At 34.0% G+C, this 23,609-nt stretch carries 18 protein-coding genes; 7 read left to right on the top strand and 11 right to left on the bottom strand.

The window, feature by feature from the left end; all coding sequences use genetic code 11:
* Positions 1-347: 347 nt before the first annotated feature.
* Entirely contained in the window at positions 348-1,952 is a 1,605-nt protein-coding gene (locus tag BGC7_RS16295) for a DUF6377 domain-containing protein (RefSeq protein ID WP_050702663.1), read from the bottom strand.
* Between the two features lie 690 nt (positions 1,953-2,642).
* Here BGC7_RS16295 and BGC7_RS16290 point away from each other — a divergent pair.
* The 5 genes from BGC7_RS16290 to BGC7_RS16270 are packed head-to-tail and all read left to right on the top strand — an operon-like array spanning position 2,643 to position 10,971.
* Entirely contained in the window at positions 2,643-5,960 is a 3,318-nt protein-coding gene (locus BGC7_RS16290; protein ID WP_369799103.1) for a SusC/RagA family TonB-linked outer membrane protein, read from the top strand.
* A 28-nt stretch (positions 5,961-5,988) separates the two neighbouring features.
* Positions 5,989-7,587: a RagB/SusD family nutrient uptake outer membrane protein gene (locus BGC7_RS16285; RefSeq protein WP_050702661.1), complete on the top strand. Its 1,599-nt coding sequence runs from the start codon at positions 5,989-5,991 to the stop codon at positions 7,585-7,587.
* 32 nt (positions 7,588-7,619) lie between these two features.
* Positions 7,620-8,516, top strand: coding sequence for a zinc-binding metallopeptidase (locus BGC7_RS16280; protein ID WP_050702660.1), 897 nt, complete (start codon positions 7,620-7,622; stop codon positions 8,514-8,516).
* Between the two features lie 9 nt (positions 8,517-8,525).
* A complete protein-coding gene (locus tag BGC7_RS16275; RefSeq protein WP_050702659.1) occupies positions 8,526-9,851 on the top strand; it encodes a DUF4302 domain-containing protein in 1,326 nt (441 codons plus the stop codon).
* Positions 9,852-9,894: 43 nt separating this feature from the next.
* The gene (locus BGC7_RS16270) at positions 9,895-10,971 is read left to right on the top strand and encodes a BACON domain-containing protein (RefSeq protein WP_050702658.1); all 1,077 of its coding nucleotides are present in this window, start codon (positions 9,895-9,897) and stop codon (positions 10,969-10,971) included.
* A gap of 232 nt (positions 10,972-11,203) precedes the next feature.
* On the opposite strand, the gene BGC7_RS16265 is transcribed toward BGC7_RS16270, so the two are convergent.
* Genes BGC7_RS16265 through BGC7_RS16235 form a run of 8 tightly spaced genes read right to left on the bottom strand, consistent with a single transcriptional unit; the run spans position 11,204 to position 17,167 of the window.
* Positions 11,204-12,367 carry an SH3 domain-containing protein gene (locus tag BGC7_RS16265; RefSeq protein WP_157258761.1) on the bottom strand — a complete coding sequence of 388 codons (1,164 nt, stop codon included), beginning with the start codon at positions 12,365-12,367 and terminating at the stop codon, positions 11,204-11,206.
* Positions 12,368-12,371: 4 nt separating this feature from the next.
* Complete coding sequence (locus BGC7_RS16260; protein WP_050702656.1) at positions 12,372-12,785, bottom strand: hypothetical protein; 414 nt, start codon at positions 12,783-12,785, stop codon at positions 12,372-12,374.
* Position 12,786: 1 nt separating this feature from the next.
* Positions 12,787-13,104, bottom strand: a complete 318-nt coding sequence (locus tag BGC7_RS17980; protein ID WP_157258760.1) for a hypothetical protein — start codon at positions 13,102-13,104, stop codon at positions 12,787-12,789.
* The gene (locus BGC7_RS16255; RefSeq protein WP_050702655.1) at positions 13,101-15,158 is read right to left on the bottom strand and encodes an AAA family ATPase; all 2,058 of its coding nucleotides are present in this window, start codon (positions 15,156-15,158) and stop codon (positions 13,101-13,103) included. The genes BGC7_RS17980 and BGC7_RS16255 overlap by 4 nt, the downstream gene beginning before the upstream one ends.
* A gap of 11 nt (positions 15,159-15,169) precedes the next feature.
* Positions 15,170-15,547 (bottom strand): hypothetical protein, encoded by a 378-nt coding sequence (locus BGC7_RS16250; protein ID WP_050702654.1) that lies wholly within the window; start codon positions 15,545-15,547, stop codon positions 15,170-15,172.
* Positions 15,548-15,550: 3 nt separating this feature from the next.
* Positions 15,551-15,916 carry a hypothetical protein gene (locus BGC7_RS16245; protein WP_050702653.1) on the bottom strand — a complete coding sequence of 122 codons (366 nt, stop codon included), beginning with the start codon at positions 15,914-15,916 and terminating at the stop codon, positions 15,551-15,553.
* Positions 15,917-15,935: 19 nt separating this feature from the next.
* Positions 15,936-16,718: a hypothetical protein gene (locus BGC7_RS16240; RefSeq protein WP_050702652.1), complete on the bottom strand. Its 783-nt coding sequence runs from the start codon at positions 16,716-16,718 to the stop codon at positions 15,936-15,938.
* A gap of 23 nt (positions 16,719-16,741) precedes the next feature.
* Positions 16,742-17,167, bottom strand: coding sequence for a hypothetical protein (locus tag BGC7_RS16235; protein WP_050702651.1), 426 nt, complete (start codon positions 17,165-17,167; stop codon positions 16,742-16,744).
* A gap of 269 nt (positions 17,168-17,436) precedes the next feature.
* Between BGC7_RS16235 and BGC7_RS16230 the strand changes: the two genes are divergently transcribed.
* Positions 17,437-18,138 (top strand): response regulator, encoded by a 702-nt coding sequence (locus BGC7_RS16230; RefSeq protein ID WP_050702650.1) that lies wholly within the window; start codon positions 17,437-17,439, stop codon positions 18,136-18,138.
* Here the strand turns inward: BGC7_RS16230 and BGC7_RS16225 are convergent.
* Positions 18,092-20,305 carry a tetratricopeptide repeat protein gene (locus tag BGC7_RS16225; protein WP_050702649.1) on the bottom strand — a complete coding sequence of 738 codons (2,214 nt, stop codon included), beginning with the start codon at positions 20,303-20,305 and terminating at the stop codon, positions 18,092-18,094. The two genes, BGC7_RS16230 and BGC7_RS16225, sit on opposite strands and share 47 nt — an antisense overlap.
* A gap of 657 nt (positions 20,306-20,962) precedes the next feature.
* Here BGC7_RS16225 and BGC7_RS16220 point away from each other — a divergent pair.
* Positions 20,963-22,378, top strand: a complete 1,416-nt coding sequence (locus BGC7_RS16220; RefSeq protein ID WP_050702648.1) for a DHA2 family efflux MFS transporter permease subunit — start codon at positions 20,963-20,965, stop codon at positions 22,376-22,378.
* Positions 22,379-22,432: 54 nt separating this feature from the next.
* Here BGC7_RS16220 and BGC7_RS16215 read toward each other — a convergent pair whose 3' ends face one another.
* Positions 22,433-23,590 carry a tetratricopeptide repeat protein gene (locus BGC7_RS16215; RefSeq protein WP_082206811.1) on the bottom strand — a complete coding sequence of 386 codons (1,158 nt, stop codon included), beginning with the start codon at positions 23,588-23,590 and terminating at the stop codon, positions 22,433-22,435.
* Positions 23,591-23,609: the final 19 nt, after the last annotated feature.

Below are 23,609 nucleotides of genomic sequence, written 5' to 3'. Positions count from 1 at the left end.
AATAATATATGGTTGATAGGTGTGGTTCAGAAGCCCCCGCTTCCGCTTTAAGAAAAGACAAAAAGCGACAAAGCTTGGATAAATCCTACAATATTAACATATTGTGGGATTTTTTTATGTTTTCACTTTTCCTCCGAAAGACATAAAAAAACTACTTTCAGACAACAGTTAGCCACTAAAACACTCACAATCAAGACATAATAAACAAGATCGCATGAGAACTAAACTTCCAACAGACTATAATTTATTGTAAAGTATTTTTTCAGACATTTCAATTATGTAAATCAGCAGACAATTACAACTACTGATATTTACCGCAAAAAGTAACTACAAAGCTTCGCACAAGATTAATTGATTTCTCCAATTTCCTGCACACAACTTTCGAAACTATTTCTATCTACGATTGAAAAGTTTTTGACTTTATTTCTGTAGTTGTAAATAGTTTGTGGCGAGTAACGCAAAAAAGAAGATATCTTAGAACTATCCCTTATACCTAATTTGATAAGAGCAAAAATGCGCAATTCTGTATTTAAAAGCTCACCCTCTTTCAACTTAATTTTACCTTCATCAACAAGAAGCTCATTAAATTCATCAACAAAAGAAGGATACAATCTCAAGAAAGCATTATCAAATATTTGAATAAAAGACACTTGCATAGACTGCCCTGGTTCAGAAACATTGCTGATTTCATATAGCTCATCAATTTGTTTTGCTAGTATTTTCCTTTTTACTGTTTCTCTAAATAGATCCATTTTATTTATGTATGATGAACTTAGGTCTACAAAAAGAATTATAGCTTCTCCTCTTATTCTATTAGCATTCAATAAAGCATTATTCAACCTATTAAGTTCTTCATTCAAATCCGATAATTCCTTTTTATCTTTTTTTACTATCTGAAATTGCTTATAGGCATAGATCAATAGAATAATTACTATGGCTAGAAGAATACTAATTGCAATTAAAGCTTTTTGCAAATTCTGACTGCTATCCTCATTCTTTTTTTGATATGCTTTAATAATAACCGGCATATCCTGCCCTATTTGAATCATACGTAGCCTATTATTATAAAAAAGAGCATCCTCCATAGCATAATTAATATATTGATATGCCCGAACCAACTCCTCCGGCTTATGCTTAAATAAAAATACAGCAAGTCGCTGCATTGCAGTGTTCTCTTTCAAAGCACATCTTTGATCTGAAATTGCAGCTAATATGAGATATTTTTCGTAATCTTCGAAGTTCTTCTCCAATCTACTTATAGTAGCCAAATTACTATTAACGATTGCATAGATTCGTGTATCTGGTTCTAGACTACGATACAGTTCTAACAAACTCATTTTTGCACGCTCAAGGTCTCCTTCTTTAAAAAGCCGATATCCTTCATAATAAGAATGGATAATAGAGCCTTTCGGCAACATATTGCAGATAGAATCTATATATGCTCTTTCCTCTTTTCTATATTGTGGAGCATATATATTATCATTAGAATAACTTTGTGCTATATAGTAGATATTTTCCATTGCTTCATTATATAGCAATAACAAGGAACTATCTAACTCGTTCCGTTTTATCAACTGCATATTATTTAAAGCTTCATTGATCAATCCTGCTGTCGACAATAATTTCGAGAAATTAATTTTCACCTCATTCTCAAACTCTACATTTTTTAGTTTAGCTGCTACTTCTTGACTTTTCAAGAGGTAATGTATTGCTGAATCATATTTATATGTACAGTATTCTTCAAAAATATCATTGTATATTTTGTAGCGATTTGCTAATAGAGTATCTATTCTAAATTGTTTTCTCAGATGATCTATTTTTTCATTTTTAATACACATATACACATGTCGCTGACCAATCTCCTGATCTAAAACCCTTAGAAGACTATCAGTATTATTCGAATATATGTTAACAGACATAAATATTAACAACACTTTCAATAAAAGCTTCATATATGTTAAGTTTTTTAAGGTTATTCTAGTAAATATCGAGACAAGAAATATTCTATATAAGCTCTATAAATTTTCAATATCTTTTTCCTTAAAAAAGACATCATGATATAAAATTAATATTTTTTTATATAAAATATCAAATAAGATCTACTTTAATATATTTTCACATAAAACAAAACGCACTAATAATCAAATATATAAACAAAATTATAAAATAAAACAATCTACTTTTCATAAAACCGATGTTAAGTTCTGTGAAAATATAATTAAATTTGTATAAGCATAAAACTGGAAGTCATCTCTAAATACCCACTTATAAACTCAGACCTTTATACACTAGTATAAAATTCATAAAGGGATTTATTAGATTTTTTAATTATACTTTAAAGAGTGTGAAAGTGCAAAATAACTCTAACAAAAATACAATATTTCACTCAAGTTTTCTTCCTGAAAATTTGGATGTTATCTTGCTTTTATTAGAGAGAGAGAGAGAGAGAGAGAGAGAGAGAGAGAGAGAGAGAGAGAGAGAGAGATAAATCAACCTCTTCCTCTTTTTATCAAAAATACAAAACAAAAGGGTAATCGTTTATTTTCATAAACGATTACCCTTTTGTTTTTATACTTGAAAAGCAAATCAATTCTTACACATTATATTAAACTTAGTTTTTAATCTTAAACTTAATGGCGCTTATGAAAAAATTGGGAATAATAGCCCTGTTTTTGTTCTTGGGTATAGGTATATCCTTTGCTCAATCTCAAGTAGTTAGAGGGCTTGTTACAGACGAGTCTGGTGAACCTATTATCGGTGCAACAGTATCTGTAAAGGGAACTACTACAGCAACAATGACAGACATTGACGGAAAGTTTACACTGACAATTGCCAGAAGTGTAACAGCATTGACATTCACCTATGTCGGCTACGAGACTATAGAGGTGAAAGTAGGGCCGGATATGAGAATTCAGATGAAGTCCTCAGCAACAGAATTAACGGAAGTTGTTGTAACTGGAATGACATCTATGGATAAGCGACTATTTACAGGAGCCACAGACCGCCTGAAAAGTGAAGACATAAAAATAGACGGGATGCCCGAAATCACACGTGCTTTGGAAGGACGTTCGGCAGGAGTATCTATTCAGAATGTCTCAGGAACATTTGGGGCAGCTCCTAAAATTAGAGTTCGTGGTGCCACTTCTATTTATGGCGATTCCAAACCTTTATGGGTAGTAGATGGTATTATTATGGAGGATGCGATTAATGTGAGTGCCGATGATTTAGCCTCTGGTAATGCTAATACTTTGATTAGTTCTGCCATCGCAGGTATAAATGCAGAAGATATAGCCGAAATTCAGATTTTGAAAGACGGATCAGCTACATCTGTTTATGGTGCAAGAGCGATGGGGGGAGTTATTGTAATTACAACAAAGAAAGGATCTCCAGGACAGCATACGATTAATTATACAGGAGAATTCACAATGAGAGTTAAACCTATGTATAGAGATTTTAACATTATGGACTCTCAACAACAAATGGGTATTTATAAAGAAATGGAGTCAAAAGGTTGGTTAAGATTTGCTCAGTCATTCCGCTCTGCAGATAGCGGGGTCTATGGCAAAATGTATCAGTTAATGAATACTTATAACCCTCAGACGGGGACATTCTATCTTGATCATTCGGACGAAGCAGCCAATGCCTATTTAAGACAGGCCGAGATGAGAAACACAAACTGGTTTGATGAATTATTTCAAACCACTGTTATGCAAAACCATAGTGTAAGTATATCTTCAGGGTCAGAAAAATCTTCTATATATGCATCTTTAGGAGCATTACTAGATCCGGGCTGGTATAAACAAAGTAATGTAAAGCGTTATACAGCTAACGTTAACGCCACTCATAAAATATTGCATAATTTATCCTTTAAATTAGGAGCAATGGCTTCTTATCGTAATCAGAAAGCTCCGGGGACATTATCCTCAGATGTAAACGCAGTTACCGGACAAGTAAAAAGGGACTTCGATATCAACCCATATAGTTATGCACTGAATACATCTAGAGCTCTAGATCCTAATGAATATTATCAATCGAACTATGCTCCATTCAATATATTAGATGAGTTAGAAAAAAATAAGATGGAATATGATGTAACAACATTGAAATTCCAAGGAGAGGTCACTTATAATCCACTATCTAATTTAACATTGAGAGCCTTAGGAGCATTTAAATATGACGTAACAACACGAGATCATTATATACTCGATGATTCGAACCAAGCTATGTCGTACAGAGCAATGTCCGACCCAACAATACAAAAAGCAAATCCTCTTTTATACAATAACCCTGACTTTCCGTATGAATTACCTGTAACTATCTTACCCGATGGAGGTATCTGGTATCGTAACGACTATAAAATGTCAGGTTACGATTTGCGTGTATCTGCTGACTGGAACCAAACATTCAACGATGTACATATTGTAAATGCTTTTGCCAGTATGGAACTCAATTCTGCAAATAGAAACGAAGCTTTTTTCACAGGATGGGGAATGCAATTTGGAATGGGAGAAATACCATTTTATGTATATGAGTTTTTTAAACAAGGGATTGAACAGGGAAACTCATACTATAGTTTAGGCAATACAAGAACAAGAAATGCAGCATATGTAGGACAAGCAACTTATAGTTATTTAGGTAAATATGTATTATCCGGAACACTACGTTATGAAGGTTCAAACAGATTAGGGCGTTCTCGTAGTGCCCGCTGGCTTCCAACATGGAACGTTGGTTTAGGCTGGAATATTTACGAAGAAGAATTCTTTAAAAAATGGCAGCCAACTATTTCTCATCTACAAATAAAGGGTAGTTACAGTATGACTGGAGACTTGCCTCCGGGATCTATGGCTAGTAGTGAGAAAGAACTTGGTGCTTACAAACCGTTCAGACCATTTACTGATATACAAGAAACTGGTTTAAGAATAGTGAATCTAGCTAATACAGAGTTAACTTATGAAAAGAAACATGAGATAAGCTTGAACTTACAAGCTGGATTTTTTAAGAATCGTATAAATCTTGATCTAGGTTGGTATGATAGAAAAAATTATGATCTGATTGGCTATGTAAACACTTGGGGAGTAGGTGGACAGATTTTGAAGAAGGCTAATGATGCAGAGATGCATTCTTGGGGTATTGAGGCTACAATAAACACAAAGAATATTCAAACTAAAGACTTTAGTTGGTCTACTGACTTTATTTTTGGTTACACAAAAACAAAAATTACAAAACTACTGACTTCCGGAACAAGAGTGTTTGATTTGGTACGAGGAGTAAGTCCTTTTGAAGGCTATCCTCAAAGAGGAGTGTTTTCAGTTCCTTTTGTGAGACTGAACGAAATAGGTCTACCAGTGTTTCTTGACGAAAACGGGAACGAAACAACTACAGGTATTAATCTACAAATGAGCGATCCGGATAAACTTGGATACTTAAAATATGAAGGTCCTGTAGATCCAACAACAACTGGAGGTTTCCAAAATACGTTTCGGTATAAGAATTTTTCTTTAGGCGTATTCCTCACATACTCATTTGGAAATGTAATAAGACTAGACCCTGTATTCAGTGCGCGTTATACAGATTTAACATCCACACCAAAAGAGTTTAAAAACCGTTGGATAATGCCGGGTGATGAAAACTATACAACAATTCCTGTTATATTGAATACACGTCAATATAGCAAATACAGTAACATGACTAATGCGTACAGCTCATATAATTATTCAACAGAACGTATAGCTAAAGGAGACTTTATAAGACTAAAAGATATTTCTTTAAGCTATGATTTACCAAAAGAATGGTTAGGCCCACATGTTAAAAATGCATCAGTAAGATTTTTAGCTACAAATTTATTCTTGTTATACGCAGACAAAAAATTGAATGGACAAGATCCGGAATTCGTACAATCCGGAGGAGTAGCAGCACCTGTACCTAGACAGTTTACACTATCGGTAAGATTAGGTTTTTAATTATGCTTAAAAAGGAAAGGATAGAAATATGAAAAATATACTAAAAATAAGCCTGATACTGGCATCTATATTTATATTAATACCATCGTGTGATGACTATTTAGATACGCTTCCTGACAATCGCGCAGAGTTGGATACAGAAGATAAAATAGTAAAACTATTAGTATCTGCATATCCTAATGCTACTAGTGCTATGTTGTGCGAATACTGGAGCGACAATTGGGATAGTCATGATTGGAACTTGAATTACAACAATTACATGGAAGATTTGTGGAACCTGAAAGATCAACCTAACAGGTCTGGAAATGATACTCACTTCCGTTCTTGGGAATATTGCTATAGGTCTATAGCCTCATGCAACGAGGCTTTAAAAGCGATAGAAGAAAGAGGAAATCCAGCTTCACTACAAGCAGCTAAAGCAGAAGCATTAATTGCCCGCGCATGGAATCATTTTGAATTAGCTACTCTTTTTTGTCTACCTTATGGAGAAACAAGTAGTACTGATCTCGGATTGCCATATATGACCGAACCTGAAACGACAGTAAAACCGCCTTATGTCAGAGGTACAGTCGAAGAGTTCTATCTCCAGTTGAGTAAGGATATAGAAGCTGCTTTGCCTAATATTGATAACAGTATTTATACTCAACCTAAATTCCACTTTAACACCAGTGCGGCCTATGCTTTTGCTACAAAGTTTTATATGGCATATGGAAAATTTGATAAAGCAATTGAGTATGCAAGTAAAGTTTTAGGTAATAATCCGGCACAGGTATTAAGAAACTGGAAAGCAACTATCAATATGAGTATGGATAACACAGAACAGCCAAACGCATATATGGCAAAAAACAATCCGGCAACGCTCTTAATGTCTTATCCTACATCAGGGTGGTCTACATCAGGGCCAAATAACTATAGCACAGGAAACAAATACTCTCATTCTTTGCTAGTTGCTAAATATGAAACGTTACAGTCTCAAGGACCATGGGGAAACCAGAATAATATATATGTAAGAACATGGTGGAATTCAAATACAAATAAGATATTTCACAAGAAAGTTGGTTATTATTTTGAATATACCGATCCTGTTGCTCGTACCGGATTTCAACATACAGGCATAGTACAATTTACAACAGATGAAGTTTTATTGTATCGGGCAGAAGCTTATATTCTTACAAAGCAATATAGCAAAGCTTATGACGACTTAACTACCTTTATCACTAATTACACCAATAGTCGCCCGGCATATGATGATATTTTAAAATTTTATAGAGATATGCCTTATTATCACTACAAAGAAGTATATGAAGATGAAATTGGTCTAATCGGATTAAAACAATATCCAACACCTAAAAAGACATTACATCCGCCATTGTATAAAATAGAATTAGGGACAGATCAAGAATGGCTAATACATTATGTCTTACACTTAAGACGTATCCTACTTATGGGAGAAGGACAACGTTGGTTAGATATAAAAAGATATGGCATTACAGTTCATAGACGTGTTGTAGATAAAGGGCATCGTGTTGTAGATCTTAAAGATTCTATGGACTATTTAGACAAACGTAGAGCAATGCAGATTCCTCAGGAAATTATCAATGCTGGTTGTCCTGCTAATCCTCGATAAAATAGTGTAACTAAAACTAATGAAAGAATAATATGAAAAAAATATTTATATTTTTACCTATATTACTATTAGCTCTATCCTTTTCTTCTTGTGGAGACGATTTGGATACAAGTTATAGTATTTTTGACGACTCAATCATTAAAGAAAAGAACGAATTTGATATATGGTTGGATAGATATTACGTAAAGCCTTACAATATAAAAGTAATATATAATTATGTTGATATTCAATCTAATTATGATTATGATCTTATACCTGCCGATTTCGAAAAATCGAAGGCTTTAACGATTGCTGCGCGATATTTGTGGATCGAACCTTATGAGGAGCATGTCGGTTCTGCATTTTTTCGTCAATATGCTCCTAGAGTTTTACACTATGTTGGTAATCCCGGTTGGAAAAGTAACGGTTCTGTAGTATTGGGTGAAGCCGAAGGAGGGTTGCGGATTTCATTCTTTAATGTAAATGCGATTACAATAGGAGACCCTACAACTCTTATGCGCTATATTAAAACAATGCACCATGAATATGCTCACATATTTCAACAAAAGAAGATTACCGACCCGGCATTTGACCAGTTGACTCCAGAAATGTATGTAAGTGATAACTGGACAAGTTCGTCGGAAATTACAGCATGGAGAGGAGGATGTATATCTACATACGCAACTAGTTCTCCAACCGAAGATTTTGTCGAAGTATATTCTATATTTGTAGTAAATACTCCGGAATGGTGGGAAAATATGTTGATAAAGGCCTCTACTGATGCGAGTGGTAATGCTGTAGAAGGCGCAAATCTAATAAAGAAAAAATTTGATATTGTATATAATTATTATAAAGAAAGTTGGGGTATAGATCTTTACAAGATGAGAGAAATTGTAGGTCGACGGAAAAAAGAAATAGAAAAAATCGATTTGAATACACTTTATAAATAATTAAATATTATGAGAGATTTTAAATATTATATATTACTTTTTGCTGGAGTACTATTCATGCAGTCATGCTTGCACGAAGAGGAAGATATTTTTGGCAAATCTGCTGCAGAAAGATTAAATGAAGCACAAAAGCTCTATGAAAACATTCTGACTAAGCCATCAAATGGATGGGTACTTGAATATATAGCAGGAGATACAGATGCAACACGTAGGGGTGCTTTCAATTTCCTTTTAAAATTTGAGAATGGTACTGTAACAGCTGCTGTTGACCAGAATGCACTGGATGACATAGACCCTTCAATGAATACTCATAAGAAAATAACCTCACTCTATAAATTAGAGCAGGATATGAGCATTACATTATCTTTTGATACTTATAATTTATTCCTTCATTACTATCATGAACAACATGGTAGTTATACAACATACAAAGGAGATTTTGAATTTACCATTATGGAGGCTTATGATGATTTGATAATCCTCAGAGGCAAAAAATATGGTAATATAATGGAAATGCATCGTTTACCGGATAACGTTACATGGGACGACTATCTTGATCAAATAAATAACATTTACAATCAAGTCAGCGAATATCCAGAATTTTCTATTCATCAATCTAACAACCAGTTATCCAGCGGATCGATACTCGAAACCAGACAATTTTCATTCTCATATGAAGGAAAGTCTTATTTAAAAAATATAGTTTATACTCCAACTGGAATGAAGCTTATACAGCCTCTAACTATCAACGGAAAAGAAGCTCAAAACTTTATTTGGAATAGTGTAAATAGCTCATTTACATGTACCGATAATGGAGCTACAGATATTGTAATTCAGATGACTATTCCTGCTGGACATGTAAGATATAGTGAATATCTGGGTACATACCTGTTTAAATATAAAGATACAGCTGGAACTGAATACAGCCGAACGGTCAATATTATTCAAAAGGTAAGGGGCAAATCTTATATTGTTGAAAATTTTGCCTATAATGTATCCGATGCTGTAGTTGTTATGCAGTATGACAAATCCAGGGGGATGCTCTGTATAGGTGCACACACAGTAAAGCCTGTAGGAATCGATGATAATTATAACTTGTACCCGATGGTTGACACAGGAAACTTCTATGCTAGCTTAGGAGAAGCTTATGGACGGTTTATGGGGAAATTAACTTCATCCAATTTAATACAACTTTCAAGAGATCCTGAAGGAAGCCTTTCTACAACTACTGTTGGCTTTAGAGTTATTCGCCGGGTTATAAGTAATGGAGTGACAAGCAACTATGATACCGGGATTCAAAATCGCTATATGGTAATGTCATTTCAAAAACAGTAATAAATCTGTTTTTACAATAACTGAATAAATACAATAGGCTATTATGAAAAAAATATTAAATATAATACTATTTATCTCTCTAGGAATCTTCCTTTCTTCGTGTGAAAAAGATACTGGTGTAGATGTTCCAGACGGAAAATTAAAAGTAATAGAGTCAAATATTCTTTTTGAGCAAGAAGGAGGAACCGGCTTTATTAAAATTGAATCTGAAGAAAACATATCTGCAACAACAGAACAAGAGTGGATAACTATTAGCGTATCAGGTAAAACTGTAAATGTATCTGTAGGAGCCAATAAGAATATTGGAGGTCGTAATGGAATTATCACCATCAAAGCAGGAAATGAAAAAGTTGATATGTCAGTAATACAATTATCATCTGTTTTCTATTTGGAAAACGTTGATGATTATTCTCTTAAATTTCCATTTGTAGGTTTAACAAAAGAGATACCATATAAAAGTTCTCTTCCTATTGTTCTTACAGCTCAGGACACATGGGTAAAAGCCATCGTTAGTAATAATGGAACTATTGATATTACTGTGGATCCTAGTGCAGGAATAGTGAGGTCATCAAAAGTTACTTTTGCAGTTACTTTTGCAGATGGATCTGAGAGTAAAAAAGAGATTATTATAAAGCAGGAAGCATCGTATCTTGATATATTAGGAGAATGGAATTTTGAATATACAAATCCAAGTCTTACTGGTCGACAAACAGACATCGTCACCATAACTGAAAAAACGACTGATGCATCTGTATTGTTAGAAGATCTTCCTGCCAACTCTACTAAAACAGTGAAAGGGAATGTACTTCTCTCTTATAATACTTCCAATAACAACCTTCTTGTTAATATGGGACAGCTTGTAGCTACAATAGATCCTTATTATATATATCTATGTGCAAGAACCTCCGGAGGAAGTCTAAGTTATACAAATACGATTCAGATGCTAGGAGAATTTTCAAACAATAATGGCACTCTGACATATACATTTAAAGATAATGGAACATGGAGTGGTCAGGTTGTCGGAGGTTGGGGACTTTATGGTTATACTACTAGCCCTCCTTCAGGAAGCCAGGTTACATATATTAGATATATGGATATAGTAATGACTAAAAGACAATAACTCATACTATGTGATATAGTTATTTAGTAAATGCAACACTACTTAAAAAATACCCTCACTAATGTGAGGGTATTTTTGCAAATTAAAGAATATTGTTTTACTAAAATTTAGAATAAATATAGAAAGTTTAGTTACATAATCAAGCATGCTACCAGTTTACTGAGATGTACTTTTCTGCTATATTTAGTGACCATTCTTCTCCTTCAATATTTTCATTAGTTTGTCTTAAACTTCAATAAGGATCTCTTTCTGTCTGAGCTTTTCCCCAATAAGGTTCCGGATCTCTGGCAATAATTTTTCCGCGTTGATAATTTACATCATATATTTTGACAAGTTCATTATTATTCGAAACCTGAATCATCATATAATCAGACCATTGTTCAGTTTGTTTATTATACACAGAAAATGTTCCGATATCACCTACCGTCTTTTGCTCAAAAGGCAATACATCTCGAATAATAACTTCATCATTATTTGATTTCTCGATTAGGACAAGCCATAAATCCTGTGTTTTTGTATTTTCCCATCTTTCAATAAAAAATTTACCTTCCCCATAACCTAATTGATTTCCACACCAAAACCCAAGCCTATCTTGCAATGCCCGCTGAGCTTTATAACCAGCCATCTTTTGTCCAATCAGCTCTTTTATTATTAAATTATCATTATTATTGGGATCTTCATTTGGGTTGGAAGAGCCTGTTTTTTTGTTCAAATAATCTGCTTTTACATAAGCTATATTCCCTTTAAAATCAATTTTTGCAAAATTATTTTCAATAGAATAAACATAAACATCTTGATTTCCTTTCAATTGACCTATCACCCTCGCTTTTGAATTTGGTTGCTCACGTACATTCAAGACTGTACTCACATTACAATAATAATTAGGTTCATATAAAACTGAGTTTAAATCTATAGTTCTATCTTTAATAATGTTTATTGGATTCAAAAAAGTAATGAACAGGACAATTGCTAGAGTAAGTAACAATGTATAAATATTATAAAAGACATATCTGATAACAAAAAAGAATATTCGCAAAGTAAACATTAGCATAAACATGCCGATGGCAGCAGCATAGTAAACAACTACCCCCCCAATAATAGCAGTTAACAACGCACTCCAAAAACTAGAACTAATCCAGAGTATTATCACCCCTATTGCCAGTCCAATCCAAACTAAAAAATAGAAAATGACAGAAATATTATTAGCAAATGCCTTTTGATTTTCATCTACCCAAGTACCAATATCAGCTATAGATTCATTTATTCTTCCCCAACTATTACGATTACGATTTCTATTTTGTCTCGATTCAAAGCTATATATAGGTTGCGCTTGAAAATTTTTATTCATTAGTTTACCATACTTCTCAAGCTCGTCAGGAAATATCATACTCCCCATAGTGTCAATCTTTACTATTATCAAACAATCCAATAAAAAAACAAACACCTATAAATACTAATGTTCCCACTCCTGCTGCTTTCAGGTTAACCCAGAAGTTACTAAACAGACCAATAAAACAAGTAATTAAATAGTAAAAATAACCTAACCCTGCAATTGCATATAATACATCGGATAAATTCTCCTCGCCTTTTAGCCAATCTTTTATTTGCAATATTATTGTAAACAATACAAACCCTCCAACGAAAAGCTTGACACTATTTACAAATGAAAAAAAGCAACCAATAATACATCCAATCGTTAAAAATATAATTGCAAAACCAATTATAGTATCATAAATATCACTATCCTCATCCTCCTTATTTAGTCCTGTCACTGATTTAATAAGCTTTTCGCCAGGAAAATGCATCTGTCCCATATTATCTTTGTATATGATGTAAAACATTCTGTAACCATGTTGTAGCAGAAGCTGTAACTCCCATACTGGCCATAGATATTGCTTGAGCAAATCCTTCTATCGACACAACAGCAAAAGAGTGTCTTCCACTGCTACAAGTCAAACTCATATCTAAAAGATGGGCTTTGTTTCCACAACGTCCACTACAATGAACCCATGCTCTCTCATCCAAAGTGAGTATCCCATTACAATCGGGACTGCCATGTCTCCAATATTCTTTTGAACAGTTGTATCTATGTTGTAAACATAGTGGACAGGCCATATAAATATCAATTCTCATTTATTATACTTTCCTATTAATTCGTTTTCTTTATATATTGATATTATCTGCCCGATAGGCATATTTTTATATTTTTCAAAATTTAAAAGTTCCTGATTATAGTCATTTTTAAGACTATTTCTAACTATATCTATCGATGTGTCAAAGTCTAATTGTTTTTCATACCCCTTATATTGTAATAGAGAATCCGGAACCTCTGTAATATCTTCACAAGTCAAAAATGAGATAATTTTTAAATGTTTATTCAATTTATTAATCTCATTTAATATTTTGTATGCAAATAAGTTTTTCTTCTCTACTTTTTCCAGATTGCTAAGTACTAAGACAGAAGGAGCGGTTTGTTTGCTTTTTGTCATTGTTTCATCTATACGTTGATATGCTTCAGACATAGAAAACGAGGATAGTGATATAAGGTCTATTTCTAATATTTCATATCCAAACTTTTGAGCAAATGCATGAATAAATGTATGTTTCCCTGAACCTTTTTTCCCTTTTAATAGAATATTTGAGAATGAAGGACGCTGTTTGAGAGAAGAATCGGTTAATACTATATTTAACTTAGTATTAATTTCTTCCAATTCTTTCTTTTGTTCATCAAGAGCTATTAATTGTGCCCAATCAACATCATTTTTTCGGATATCAGTTCCACGCAGTGATGTTGGAACAATCGATCTCATTGCAGTATAGAAATCGTCATCAAGCAGCTTTATGTCATCAACTTGCCTTAATATATTTATTTTCCCCGTTTGAGAGCTAAATTCTATATTATTTCTAATCCTATGCATAACAGCTTCTCTATATAGAAGAGAAATATCTGCTCCCGAAAAGCCATTAGTCAATTCACTCAACATGTACAATGTGTTCTCATTGACTGACTTATCGAGAAGATCCTCTTTCTCTAGTTTTATGTATTTAGACAGAATATCTTGTCTTGCTGATAAATTAGGTAAGGGAACTTCAAACTCTAAGTCGAAGCGTCCGGGTCTACGCAAAGCGGGATCTATAGCATTTAACCGATTTGTTGCACCAATAACAAATATCTTATTTGTACTTTTCATCCCATCCATTAAGTTGAGAAGAGTGGCAACTATCGACACTTGAAATTCGGCACTGGAATCACTTCTCTTCGATGCTATAGAATCTATCTCATCAATAAATATTACACAATTTCCCTTTGTTTCAGCCTCTTCAAACTTCTCTCTCAGCCTCTGTTCTCCAACCCCCACATACTTAGACATTAACTCGGGTCCTTCTATTGTGATAAAAGCAGAGCCCATAGAATGAGCTACAGCTCTAGCTACCATTGTTTTTCCATTGCCGGGAGGCCCATACATAAGCATTCCTTTAGGAGGTTTGACACCAAACTTTTCCAGATATTCAGGATGATTGATTGGAATTTGTATTATTTCGCGCAAACGATTAATTACATTTGACAATCCTCCTATCTGTGAAAAATCGATAACCTTCTGTTGTTCGGCAGGCAGTCCATTAAATATTACTTTTGTGTTACTATCAAGCCGATACAACTCGAAACGATTGTCTGATTTAGGATAAATAGCATCAATCTCTCCTATAGTAACCTTTTTGGTTCCGGGTTTTATAAAAACCATTTGCGAATCGAAAGAGACACGATTCTGAGTTACAAAATAATTCTTTGCATTATTTGCTTCATCTTCCGACCAGTTTTCAACTAATTGAGGGTTGAGATCAATTATAATCGACTCAGCAAATCTTAGTTCACCAAGATTTTCGACAAGAGAAACTTCTACTTTTGTCGATTTACCTATCAACCATGATTTATGTATAAGGTCTTTAGGTATCCAAATATGATTATCGCCCAACTCTACACGACTATTGATTATCGCAAGCTTGGCATACATAGTGAATTTACAAAGGATATCCTTACATTCAACCTTGACGAACTGAGGTTCATTCGTTTCGGTTATACCATCATACAACTTATCTTTGTCATTTTGCGTTATCCAAATATTCATATCTGCACGGGGGAAACCAATGGTATTATCTGGGCTGAATACTTTTAAATTTAATTCCATAAAGTCATGATTTATTCAATTGTCAAATTCATATTCTTTAGAAAAGTAGATAGCCATGCTATTCCTGTATATGTTACCATCTGACCTGCTGTTGATACAGCTTGGACTAATATCGGATCTGCTTTCTCCAGTTTATTTATTTCTACATCAGAATGGACCGTACAACTATATATCCATTTCGTAACATGAGCTGATTCTTGACATTTTTCACAAACAAAATAAGCATTATCACCAATATAAATACTACCGTCACATCCACATCCGTTATTAACCTCTGAATGAAGCCAATAATCTTGTGCCACCATATATCCTCTGTCAGAACAAACAGGACAACTTATATACAACTTGAAATAAGTTGTACCGTCTATTTTTAACGAATCAACATTCATAACTCATACTACCTTTTCCATATTTCTAAGAAAATTTTGCAACCATTGAATACCTGTTGCCGAAACCATTTGCCCTGCAGTAGCAACAGCCTGAGCTAATGCAACATCACTTGCTTCCAGAAATTCATATTCTGCTCCGCTTGAGTGATTTGGACAACCATATTTCCACTTCATAACATGGCTTGTTGCACTGCACTTTTCACAATAATAGAATGCATTTTCTCCCATATATATATCACCATTACAACCTCTGTCATGGTGAGACCAATAAGATTGAGGAGTCATGTTCCCCCTATCCATACAAACCGGACAGCTTATAAATAATTCGAAATAGGATACTCTATTTTTCTCTAACTTTTTCAATGCCATAATAATATATTTTTATTGTTTATTTTTTTTCTTCGAAGAAAGTATCTATAGCTTCATTTGATATTTCAGGGCATTGTTCTGCAAGTTCGGGAAGGTAGTTAGAGATAGTCAAAACCAATAGTTTCACAGGAATAGCCTCTTCATATACATTACAAAACGTCAGATATAACCGCTTATAACCATCTATTGAGTCACCACGCTTGTGAGATGTCAAAACAACATCCTCTCCAGACTCTTCAAAAGCTTTATTTGCTTCTTTAGTATTATGATCGGCAAGAACAAACGCCTTAAATCCCTCTATTACAGCCAATTCTTTTTCTTCGTCAGAATAATCTTCCAACCCTTTTATTTTTCCGACATATTTTTCAACAGCCTCCATAATATCAGCTACAGAAGTAATCTGCCGACTAAGAGACACAACTATTGGCAAAAAGAAATTTTCAACTTCATTAGGCTCTACTTGTTCACCTCTTCCCCCATACCATTCTAATAAATCATTCAAGAAATATCTTACTGTTTTTTCAAACATTTCTTTATCATCAAATTTTGTTTGAAAGTATAAGGCTGAACATTGAAGCTGCACCTCTCCAAAAAGCAATTCTCTATTAGGAGGGTTTTTCTCGTCATCGTGTAGGTCACGATCGGTTTTTATTGCAGTCTGTTCTATAATATCTTTTGCCTCTTGATTTTTCTCAATCTCAAGAAACATTTCCAGCCTCTCCAATGCAATAATTGTTCGATGAAAGACATCGTCTAAACCTTTCATCCTAACCTGAATTGTTGTTTGAATATGTGTTCCCATATTTGTAATACTTTAATAATTAATTATTTTTTTTCTGCATGTAATTCATTTTCATCCGAAGATCTTGGAGAAGCATTTAAGTACACAGTTTGTAAAGAAGACAAATAATTTATAAGCTCCTTCTTATCAACCAACTGACCAATCATCGATACAGCAAAAGAATATGACAAATCCTCAAAATTATCTTCGACAGGGTCACTCTTTACTTTCATTACATATTGAGATTCATCAACAATCCAATCTGTAATAAGAGCCTTGATTGCTTTTTTCTCACACTCTATAGTCCAATCATTAGTATCTAAAGTAAGAATGGAATCCTCTTCTCCGACATATCTCCAAGATCTTCCTTTTTTCTCAACAGAAGAAGCTAAATTATTTAGTTCTTTTGGACTAATAAATTCAAGCACAATTTCACCATTCATCCGAATTTTAGGCGTTTCATTTTCCATAGTAAATCTGACTAATTTTATTATTTTTATAATATTTAGCTTAAAAGAGTATTTAACACATATATACTTCTACAGAAAAAAGACTTTAGAGCTCTTTTTAATACTTCAGCAAGCACTTTATGTATTTCTGTCGATGTTTTTCGTGATTTTTATGTTAATTTCAGTTCTTCAAAGGTCAATAATAGAAAAACATAAAAACACCCTATATATAGGGTGTTTTTAGAAAAGTTTGTAATTTATTTTTGTCGAAGAACTATTATCTAAGCTTTATGATGGAAATTAAGAATCTTCTTATTACCGATGATCATGCTTTCATTATTGATGGCATAATTACAGGATTAAAAGAAAAGTTTATGATAGGAAACATTGCGGTTTGCTATTCTCCGCAAGAAGCTATTGATAAAGTAGAGAATCAAAAATATGACCTCTACATTTTAGACCTGGGTTTCCGTACCGAAGCCAATATTGATGTAAGACAAATAGACTATATCAGAAAAATAAGTAAGATGGATCCGAAGGCAAAGATCATTGTATTTACGATGAGAGAAGATTTTGCTATGGTCAGTCTCCTTAAAAAGCTGAAACATGTAAAAGGTATTGTATTAAAAGGACCGGAAAAGAAATACTTACAAGAAGCTGTAAAAGCAGTCTTGGAAGGAAACAATTACCTCTGCCCCAGATTTAAGGTCTTGCATAAAAGAAGTGAGGATTACAGGTCTAAAATAAAATTTAAGAACGGACTACCCACCGAAATGGAAATAACCATTCTCCGTATGGTGGCTATGGGTATGACTTCCGAAAGCATTGCAAATAAGTTGGGTTATAAAACATCTACCATAATATCATATCGTCGAGACCTAAAGGAAAAGCTAAATGTAGATACATCGAACGACATGATTGTTTTAGGACTAATACTCAATTATATTAACATCGACGATCTGGCTCTGGATTTATTGAGTAGAATAGACTAATGGTAACTGTTGTACCCTTACCTATAACCGACTCTATTTCTAAGTTTGCATTCAAGTCTGTACATCTATCTTTTATCGTACGAAGGCCAATCCCTTTACTATTTTGTTGTACATTAAATCCCTTACCATCATCTATAATCAAAATAATAAGTTTTTCTTCTTTATCTAGTGACAACCTTATCTCTGCGGTCGTTGCTTCGGCATGTTTACGTATATTACCCAAAACTTCTTGTATAATGTAATAGATTTCTTTCATTTGGCTATCCGACATTTCTTCTATAACAGAAGGAATATCTGAATCTGTAATATTTACAAAAAAGCGAGTAGGCATTGTACTATTCAATATATCCACATGATCTTCGAGCATACCTATCAAAGACATGTATTTAAACTCTGGCGGCATTAACTGATGAGAAATCTCTCTAATATGACTATAAGTATCTTTCAGCATCAAACTTACCTGTTCCTTCCTTTCTATATTCTCATGCAACATCATAATAGAGATAATATCACTAGCAACAGAATCATGCAGCTCTTTAGCCAATGCTTTTCGTTCAGACTCTCTTCCTTCCAAGTATTTTCGCAGCATATTCTGTTCAGTATTGCTAAGCAGGATTTTATACTCAGTATCTTTTTGCTCTACTCTTGCTTTCAGAACTACCGCCTCCTTTTCTTCTTTAATTCGCTTTATTCTATTATAAAGAAATGCAATAAAAAGTAAGACTATAAGCAAGCCGGCTATAGAGATCATTAGTGTAGTTTGAAATTTAGTCTTTTGCTTCTCCTCGTTCAACCGACTTATCACTAATTCTTTTTCGGCTGTTTCATATCGAGCGTAAAAATCATTGATTGTATTATTATGTTCTTCTTTATATAAAGAATCTCTTTTTTCATAAGCTAATTTTTTATAGAACAAGGCTGATTGTAGATTTTTAGGACCTAACTCATAAGACTCGGAAAGTGCATTATAAAAAATATAAGACTCAGACATTTGATTCTTAGTCGGATTATTCTGAAATTCTTTCACATAACTTTCCAATAAAGGTATTGCCTCATTATACCGACCTTTCTTATAAAGCCATGTACCTTTGTTACTATAAAATCGGACAGCAGGGAAATTCTTATTCTGAGCCAATATATCTTCTGCTTTTTGTAGATAAAATTCACAGGAATCCGATTGATTAGTATGTTCGAAAGCATTTGCAAGATAGAGGCTTACAAGATAGTTTTGATATTTACTTTCCTTGAAATAAGGAAGAGACATTCTCAACGTATCTAAGCCCTCATTATATTTATTATTCTTAAGCAAATAAAGGCCTACCGAACTTAACACTTGCCCAACTATAGGTTTCTCCAAATTATACTTTTCAGCAAAAACCAAAGCTTTTCGTCCAAGCTCCAGCGCTTTGTTAAATTTACCCCAATCATAATACAGATTCGAGATATTTAACCAAACCGTACAGAGCTTCCTTTTGTCATCTGTTAATTCATAAAGGAGTAAACTTCTTTCGTAATGCTCTAATGCTTTCTGATAATCACCTTCTCTTTTATAGATAACACCGAGTTGATTATTACCTTCAATTAATACGATTGTATCTTTAGCTATTTCTGCTGCAGAAATAGCCTGCACTATATAGTTCTTTGTTGGGGCAAGCTCCCCTTTATACAGATATGCAAATGCCATATTGATAAGAGTAACTGCTGCTTGACCTTCTTTCATCTTTTCTTTATGAATAAGGTCGAGTGCTCCTTTAAAAGCAATAATAGCTTCATCATATTTCCCTATAGTATTATATGCATAACCTATATTATTAATAGCCTCGAGTTGCAAATCAAATTCTCCGGCAGCTTCATAATACAGTGAAGCTTTTTTGTTAACTTGTACGAACTTATCCCATTCTAACTGATGCTCGTAGCTTGCAGCAAGTGTCATCAAAGCATGACCGGTCTCTTTATTATTTTTCTCTTTAACAGCTAAGTCATATGCTTTTTCGGCACAAGAATGACAAGCATCTATATCTGACTTCTCAAAATAATACGTAGCTAATGCATTCCAACTTACCGCATTATTCTTCTCTGTAGCATTTTTCTTTAACACTTCAAGACTTTGAGAAAAAATAAGAATCGGAGAAACACAAAAAAAGAGAATACTAATTATTGATTTCATGCTTTTCAAAACAGATTAAAGCTTAATAATAAGACAATTGAATAATATTTTGCATTAAAATACTTTCTGATTTTAATACTCTGATAGCATTTAACAAATATATTGATTAAAATGGTTCTTTTATACTCTTTTGGCAAAAACATTACAATTTGTACTGGTATGTATATTCTTATTTATACCAATCAATAGTACATTTTTGTTTTTAAAAAACTATTTAGACGCTTTCTGTAAAACATAATTTTAACTAAAACCTGACAAACTTGTACAAGTTTTCTTTAAATTTTTCAGATTTGTCTTCTTTTATTTTCCTCTCCACCATCAGTCTATTCATCTATATATAGATAAACTTTTGTTACTCTTACAGTGAATCTTTCTCTCGCATAAGTCAAAGTTTCAATTACTGATCTATATGATTTATAAAATTATTTGACAACATATAAAAAGCAAGATACCTACCGAGAAGAAATAACAAGACCAAAACCTCCAGTCTCGATAAAAATATCTATATTTGCCGATAGAAGAATAACACTTTGGTTGAAGCATATAGGCATGCTTTAAGTCCACATCAAAAAAACTTTAAGTCGCTAATAACAGGTGGCTTATTTTGTTTTATAGGCTTATATCTACCAAAATATTCTTCTGAACAAATTAAAATGAATGAAATTTGACAAATCATACACCGTTGCACTAATCGTAGCCATCGCATTCTTTATGCAAGGACTTGATACTACTGCGGTAAATACTGCTATACCGGCAATGGCTCGCTCTTTTGGTACAGACGTAATACACCTGAGTGCGGGAGTCACATCTTACCTGATAGCATTAGCCATATTCATACCTGTAAGCGGGTGGATTGCTGACAGATACGGAACAAAGAAAGTATTTTGTACATCTATAATTTTATTTGTTTTTGCATCGGCTCTTTGCGGCACATCTCAAACATTGAATCAGTTTGTAGCCTTTCGTATATTTCAGGGGATGGCCGGAGCTATGATGACACCCGTAGGCAGACTGGCTGCACTAAAGGCAACTCCAAAAGAAAAACTAGTAACTACAATAGCATATATCACATGGCCTGCACTTGTAGCCCCCATACTCGGCCCTTTGGTAGGAGGTTATTTGACAACATACTGGTCGTGGCATTGGATATTTTATCTTAATATACCTATTAGCATTATCTGTGTCATACTTGCATGGAAGCACATCTCTGACGATGAAAAAGGAGATGAGCTCAAGCGTAGATTCGATGCTGTAGGCTTTGTGCTCAGCGGACTTGCACTGGCAGGATTCATGTTTGGAGTAGAGTTGCTAAGTAGAAAAGAAGTTCCATATTACGTATCTCTGATTATTGTATTAATCAGTCTAGGCTTGCTAGCTTTCAATGTACGCTATTCGAAACATATTTCGAATCCACTGATCGACTACTCTGTGATGAAGATACCAACTTATAAAGTCACTATTTTTACAGGATCCCTATCCCGAATGGTTATAGGGGTAGCCCCTTATTTGGTACCGCTAATGTTTCAGGAAGGGTTTGGCTTAACTCCTTTCGAGTCGGGAAGTCTATTTTTAGCAACTATGGCAGGTAATTTGGCTATGAAACCTGCTACTATATGGGTAATGAGACACTACAATTTCCGCACAGTACTTATTGCTAACGGTTTTCTAGTAGCCTTGTTTTCTTTTCTGACTGCATTGTTATTACCTACTACACCTGTTATACTAATTATAGTGGTTATGTTTCTTTCAGGAATGTTCCGATCTATGCAGTTCAGCGCCATTACGACTTTAGCCTTCGCCGATATACCCAAGGCTCAAATGACAACAGCCAATACCCTGTACAGTACTGTTCAACAAATGTCGACAGGTATGGGTATTGCCATGGGCGCTGTTTTCCTTCGCTTTTCAAGCATGATAAACGAAACAACAGGCCGATATACTGTTGCCGATTTTCGTTTGTCCTTCATTTTCGTCGCCTTACTTGGGCTTATTTCTTTATATGGCTTTACAAAGCTAACTCCCGATGCAGGCGATGTTGTCAGGGTTAAGAAAAGAGACAGAAATGAAAAATAAAATGCCCGAAACAAAATATTGCGGGCATTATTTTACAAATAAACCTTAAGGGCTTTATTCTTTAGATGCAACCTCGACTTCCCCACTTACTATATCGGCTATATATGGCTGCAAGGTACTATACTTCACACTTTCATCAAACAACATAGCATAAGTATAACGGCTTCCGTCTTTTTCCATTACAGGCTTATAACTTCCTTTTATCTCCCCCTTTAAAGAAGGAATATATTCTAACTTGATTGTCGATTCAACATTTCCTTTATCGTTGGTTACATAATATATATATTTTACGAAAGGTTTACCGGCGGGCTCTTCGTAGCGTTCATAACCTACTATTTCCTTATCTTCTATAGTAAAATTACCGATACAAAATTTGTCCGACAAAGGAGTATTTTTTAGCAGTTCTTTTTTATAAGCATCCTGTAGCTTAGCTCTTGAGGCATCCGAGTGGCTAAAATCGCCAACAGAATTACAGCATTCTACAATTTTTTCGTGTGAATAATAATCATCAGGAAAATATTCGACCAATTCGCTATAAGCAGAATGAGCCTTCATGTAATTTTCTGAATCGTATTCCAATTTTGCTATATTGTAGAGTACAGTAACATACAGTTCCTTATCTTTTACTATTCTGGATTTTGCCACATAAAATGTATCGAGTGCATTCTTTATATTATTCATATTAGCATGTGTAGCACCAATCATGTAATAGGCCTTCTCACATGCTTTTTTCTGCTTTACAGCTTTTCGAAAATTTTCTAAAGCATCATTATAATTCTCTTGTGTAAAATATATATCTCCAAGAGCTGTATAAAATTCAGAATTAGCAGGAGATAATTCTATTGCCTTCTTCAGGTTATCCAATGCTTTCGTATTATCTTCGGATATATTATACACAAATGCTTTTGCATAATACGCCCGGCTAGATTTAGAGTCCTTCTTCATCGCCAAATCCGCATAGTAAAGAGCTTTTTCATAATCTCCCAGATGTGAATAAGCCAATGAAACATAAGACAGTTCTTCGGCAGATAAGTTTCGCTGCTGAGGAAGGTACTTATCCAGTATTTCCTGATATAATTCAGTCTGATACATTTCTCCGATTTCATCAGTAGGCTTTACAACCTGATTAAGCGCAGAGATGCCCTGAGCCGGATATAAATTGACAGTATTGCAAAAGGCCAATACCATCAGCAAGTAAAAATATTTCTTCATAGTCGCATTTAGTTTTGTG

It is taken from the genome of Dysgonomonas sp. BGC7 (assembly GCF_001261735.1).
GTDB lineage: Bacteria > Bacteroidota > Bacteroidia > Bacteroidales > Dysgonomonadaceae > Dysgonomonas.
This window is presented reverse-complemented; position numbering and strand designations above follow the sequence as displayed.

Excerpts from the sequence above, each read along its gene's own strand:
- BGC7_RS16250 (WP_050702654.1), bottom strand. The coding sequence starts at position 15,547 with ATGAATGTTGATTCGTTAAAAATAGACGGTACAACTTATTTCAAGTTG.
- BGC7_RS16295 (WP_050702663.1), bottom strand. The coding sequence starts at position 1,952 with ATGAAGCTTTTATTGAAAGTGTTGTTAATATTTATGTCTGTTAACATA.
- BGC7_RS16220 (WP_050702648.1), top strand. The coding sequence starts at position 20,963 with ATGAAATTTGACAAATCATACACCGTTGCACTAATCGTAGCCATCGCA.
- BGC7_RS16265 (WP_157258761.1), bottom strand. The coding sequence starts at position 12,367 with ATGGGGAGTATGATATTTCCTGACGAGCTTGAGAAGTATGGTAAACTA.
- BGC7_RS16260 (WP_050702656.1), bottom strand. The coding sequence starts at position 12,785 with ATGGGACAGATGCATTTTCCTGGCGAAAAGCTTATTAAATCAGTGACA.
- BGC7_RS16270 (WP_050702658.1), top strand. The coding sequence starts at position 9,895 with ATGAAAAAAATATTAAATATAATACTATTTATCTCTCTAGGAATCTTC.
- BGC7_RS16245 (WP_050702653.1), bottom strand. The coding sequence starts at position 15,916 with ATGGCATTGAAAAAGTTAGAGAAAAATAGAGTATCCTATTTCGAATTA.
- BGC7_RS16255 (WP_050702655.1), bottom strand. The coding sequence starts at position 15,158 with ATGGAATTAAATTTAAAAGTATTCAGCCCAGATAATACCATTGGTTTC.
- BGC7_RS16215 (WP_082206811.1), bottom strand. The coding sequence starts at position 23,590 with ATGAAGAAATATTTTTACTTGCTGATGGTATTGGCCTTTTGCAATACT.
- BGC7_RS16225 (WP_050702649.1), bottom strand. The coding sequence starts at position 20,305 with ATGAAATCAATAATTAGTATTCTCTTTTTTTGTGTTTCTCCGATTCTT.
- BGC7_RS16240 (WP_050702652.1), bottom strand. The coding sequence starts at position 16,718 with ATGGGAACACATATTCAAACAACAATTCAGGTTAGGATGAAAGGTTTA.
- BGC7_RS16280 (WP_050702660.1), top strand. The coding sequence starts at position 7,620 with ATGAAAAAAATATTTATATTTTTACCTATATTACTATTAGCTCTATCC.
- BGC7_RS17980 (WP_157258760.1), bottom strand. The coding sequence starts at position 13,104 with ATGAGAATTGATATTTATATGGCCTGTCCACTATGTTTACAACATAGA.
- BGC7_RS16290 (WP_369799103.1), top strand. The coding sequence starts at position 2,643 with ATGAAAAAATTGGGAATAATAGCCCTGTTTTTGTTCTTGGGTATAGGT.
- BGC7_RS16230 (WP_050702650.1), top strand. The coding sequence starts at position 17,437 with ATGATGGAAATTAAGAATCTTCTTATTACCGATGATCATGCTTTCATT.
- BGC7_RS16285 (WP_050702661.1), top strand. The coding sequence starts at position 5,989 with ATGAAAAATATACTAAAAATAAGCCTGATACTGGCATCTATATTTATA.
- BGC7_RS16235 (WP_050702651.1), bottom strand. The coding sequence starts at position 17,167 with ATGGAAAATGAAACGCCTAAAATTCGGATGAATGGTGAAATTGTGCTT.
- BGC7_RS16275 (WP_050702659.1), top strand. The coding sequence starts at position 8,526 with ATGAGAGATTTTAAATATTATATATTACTTTTTGCTGGAGTACTATTC.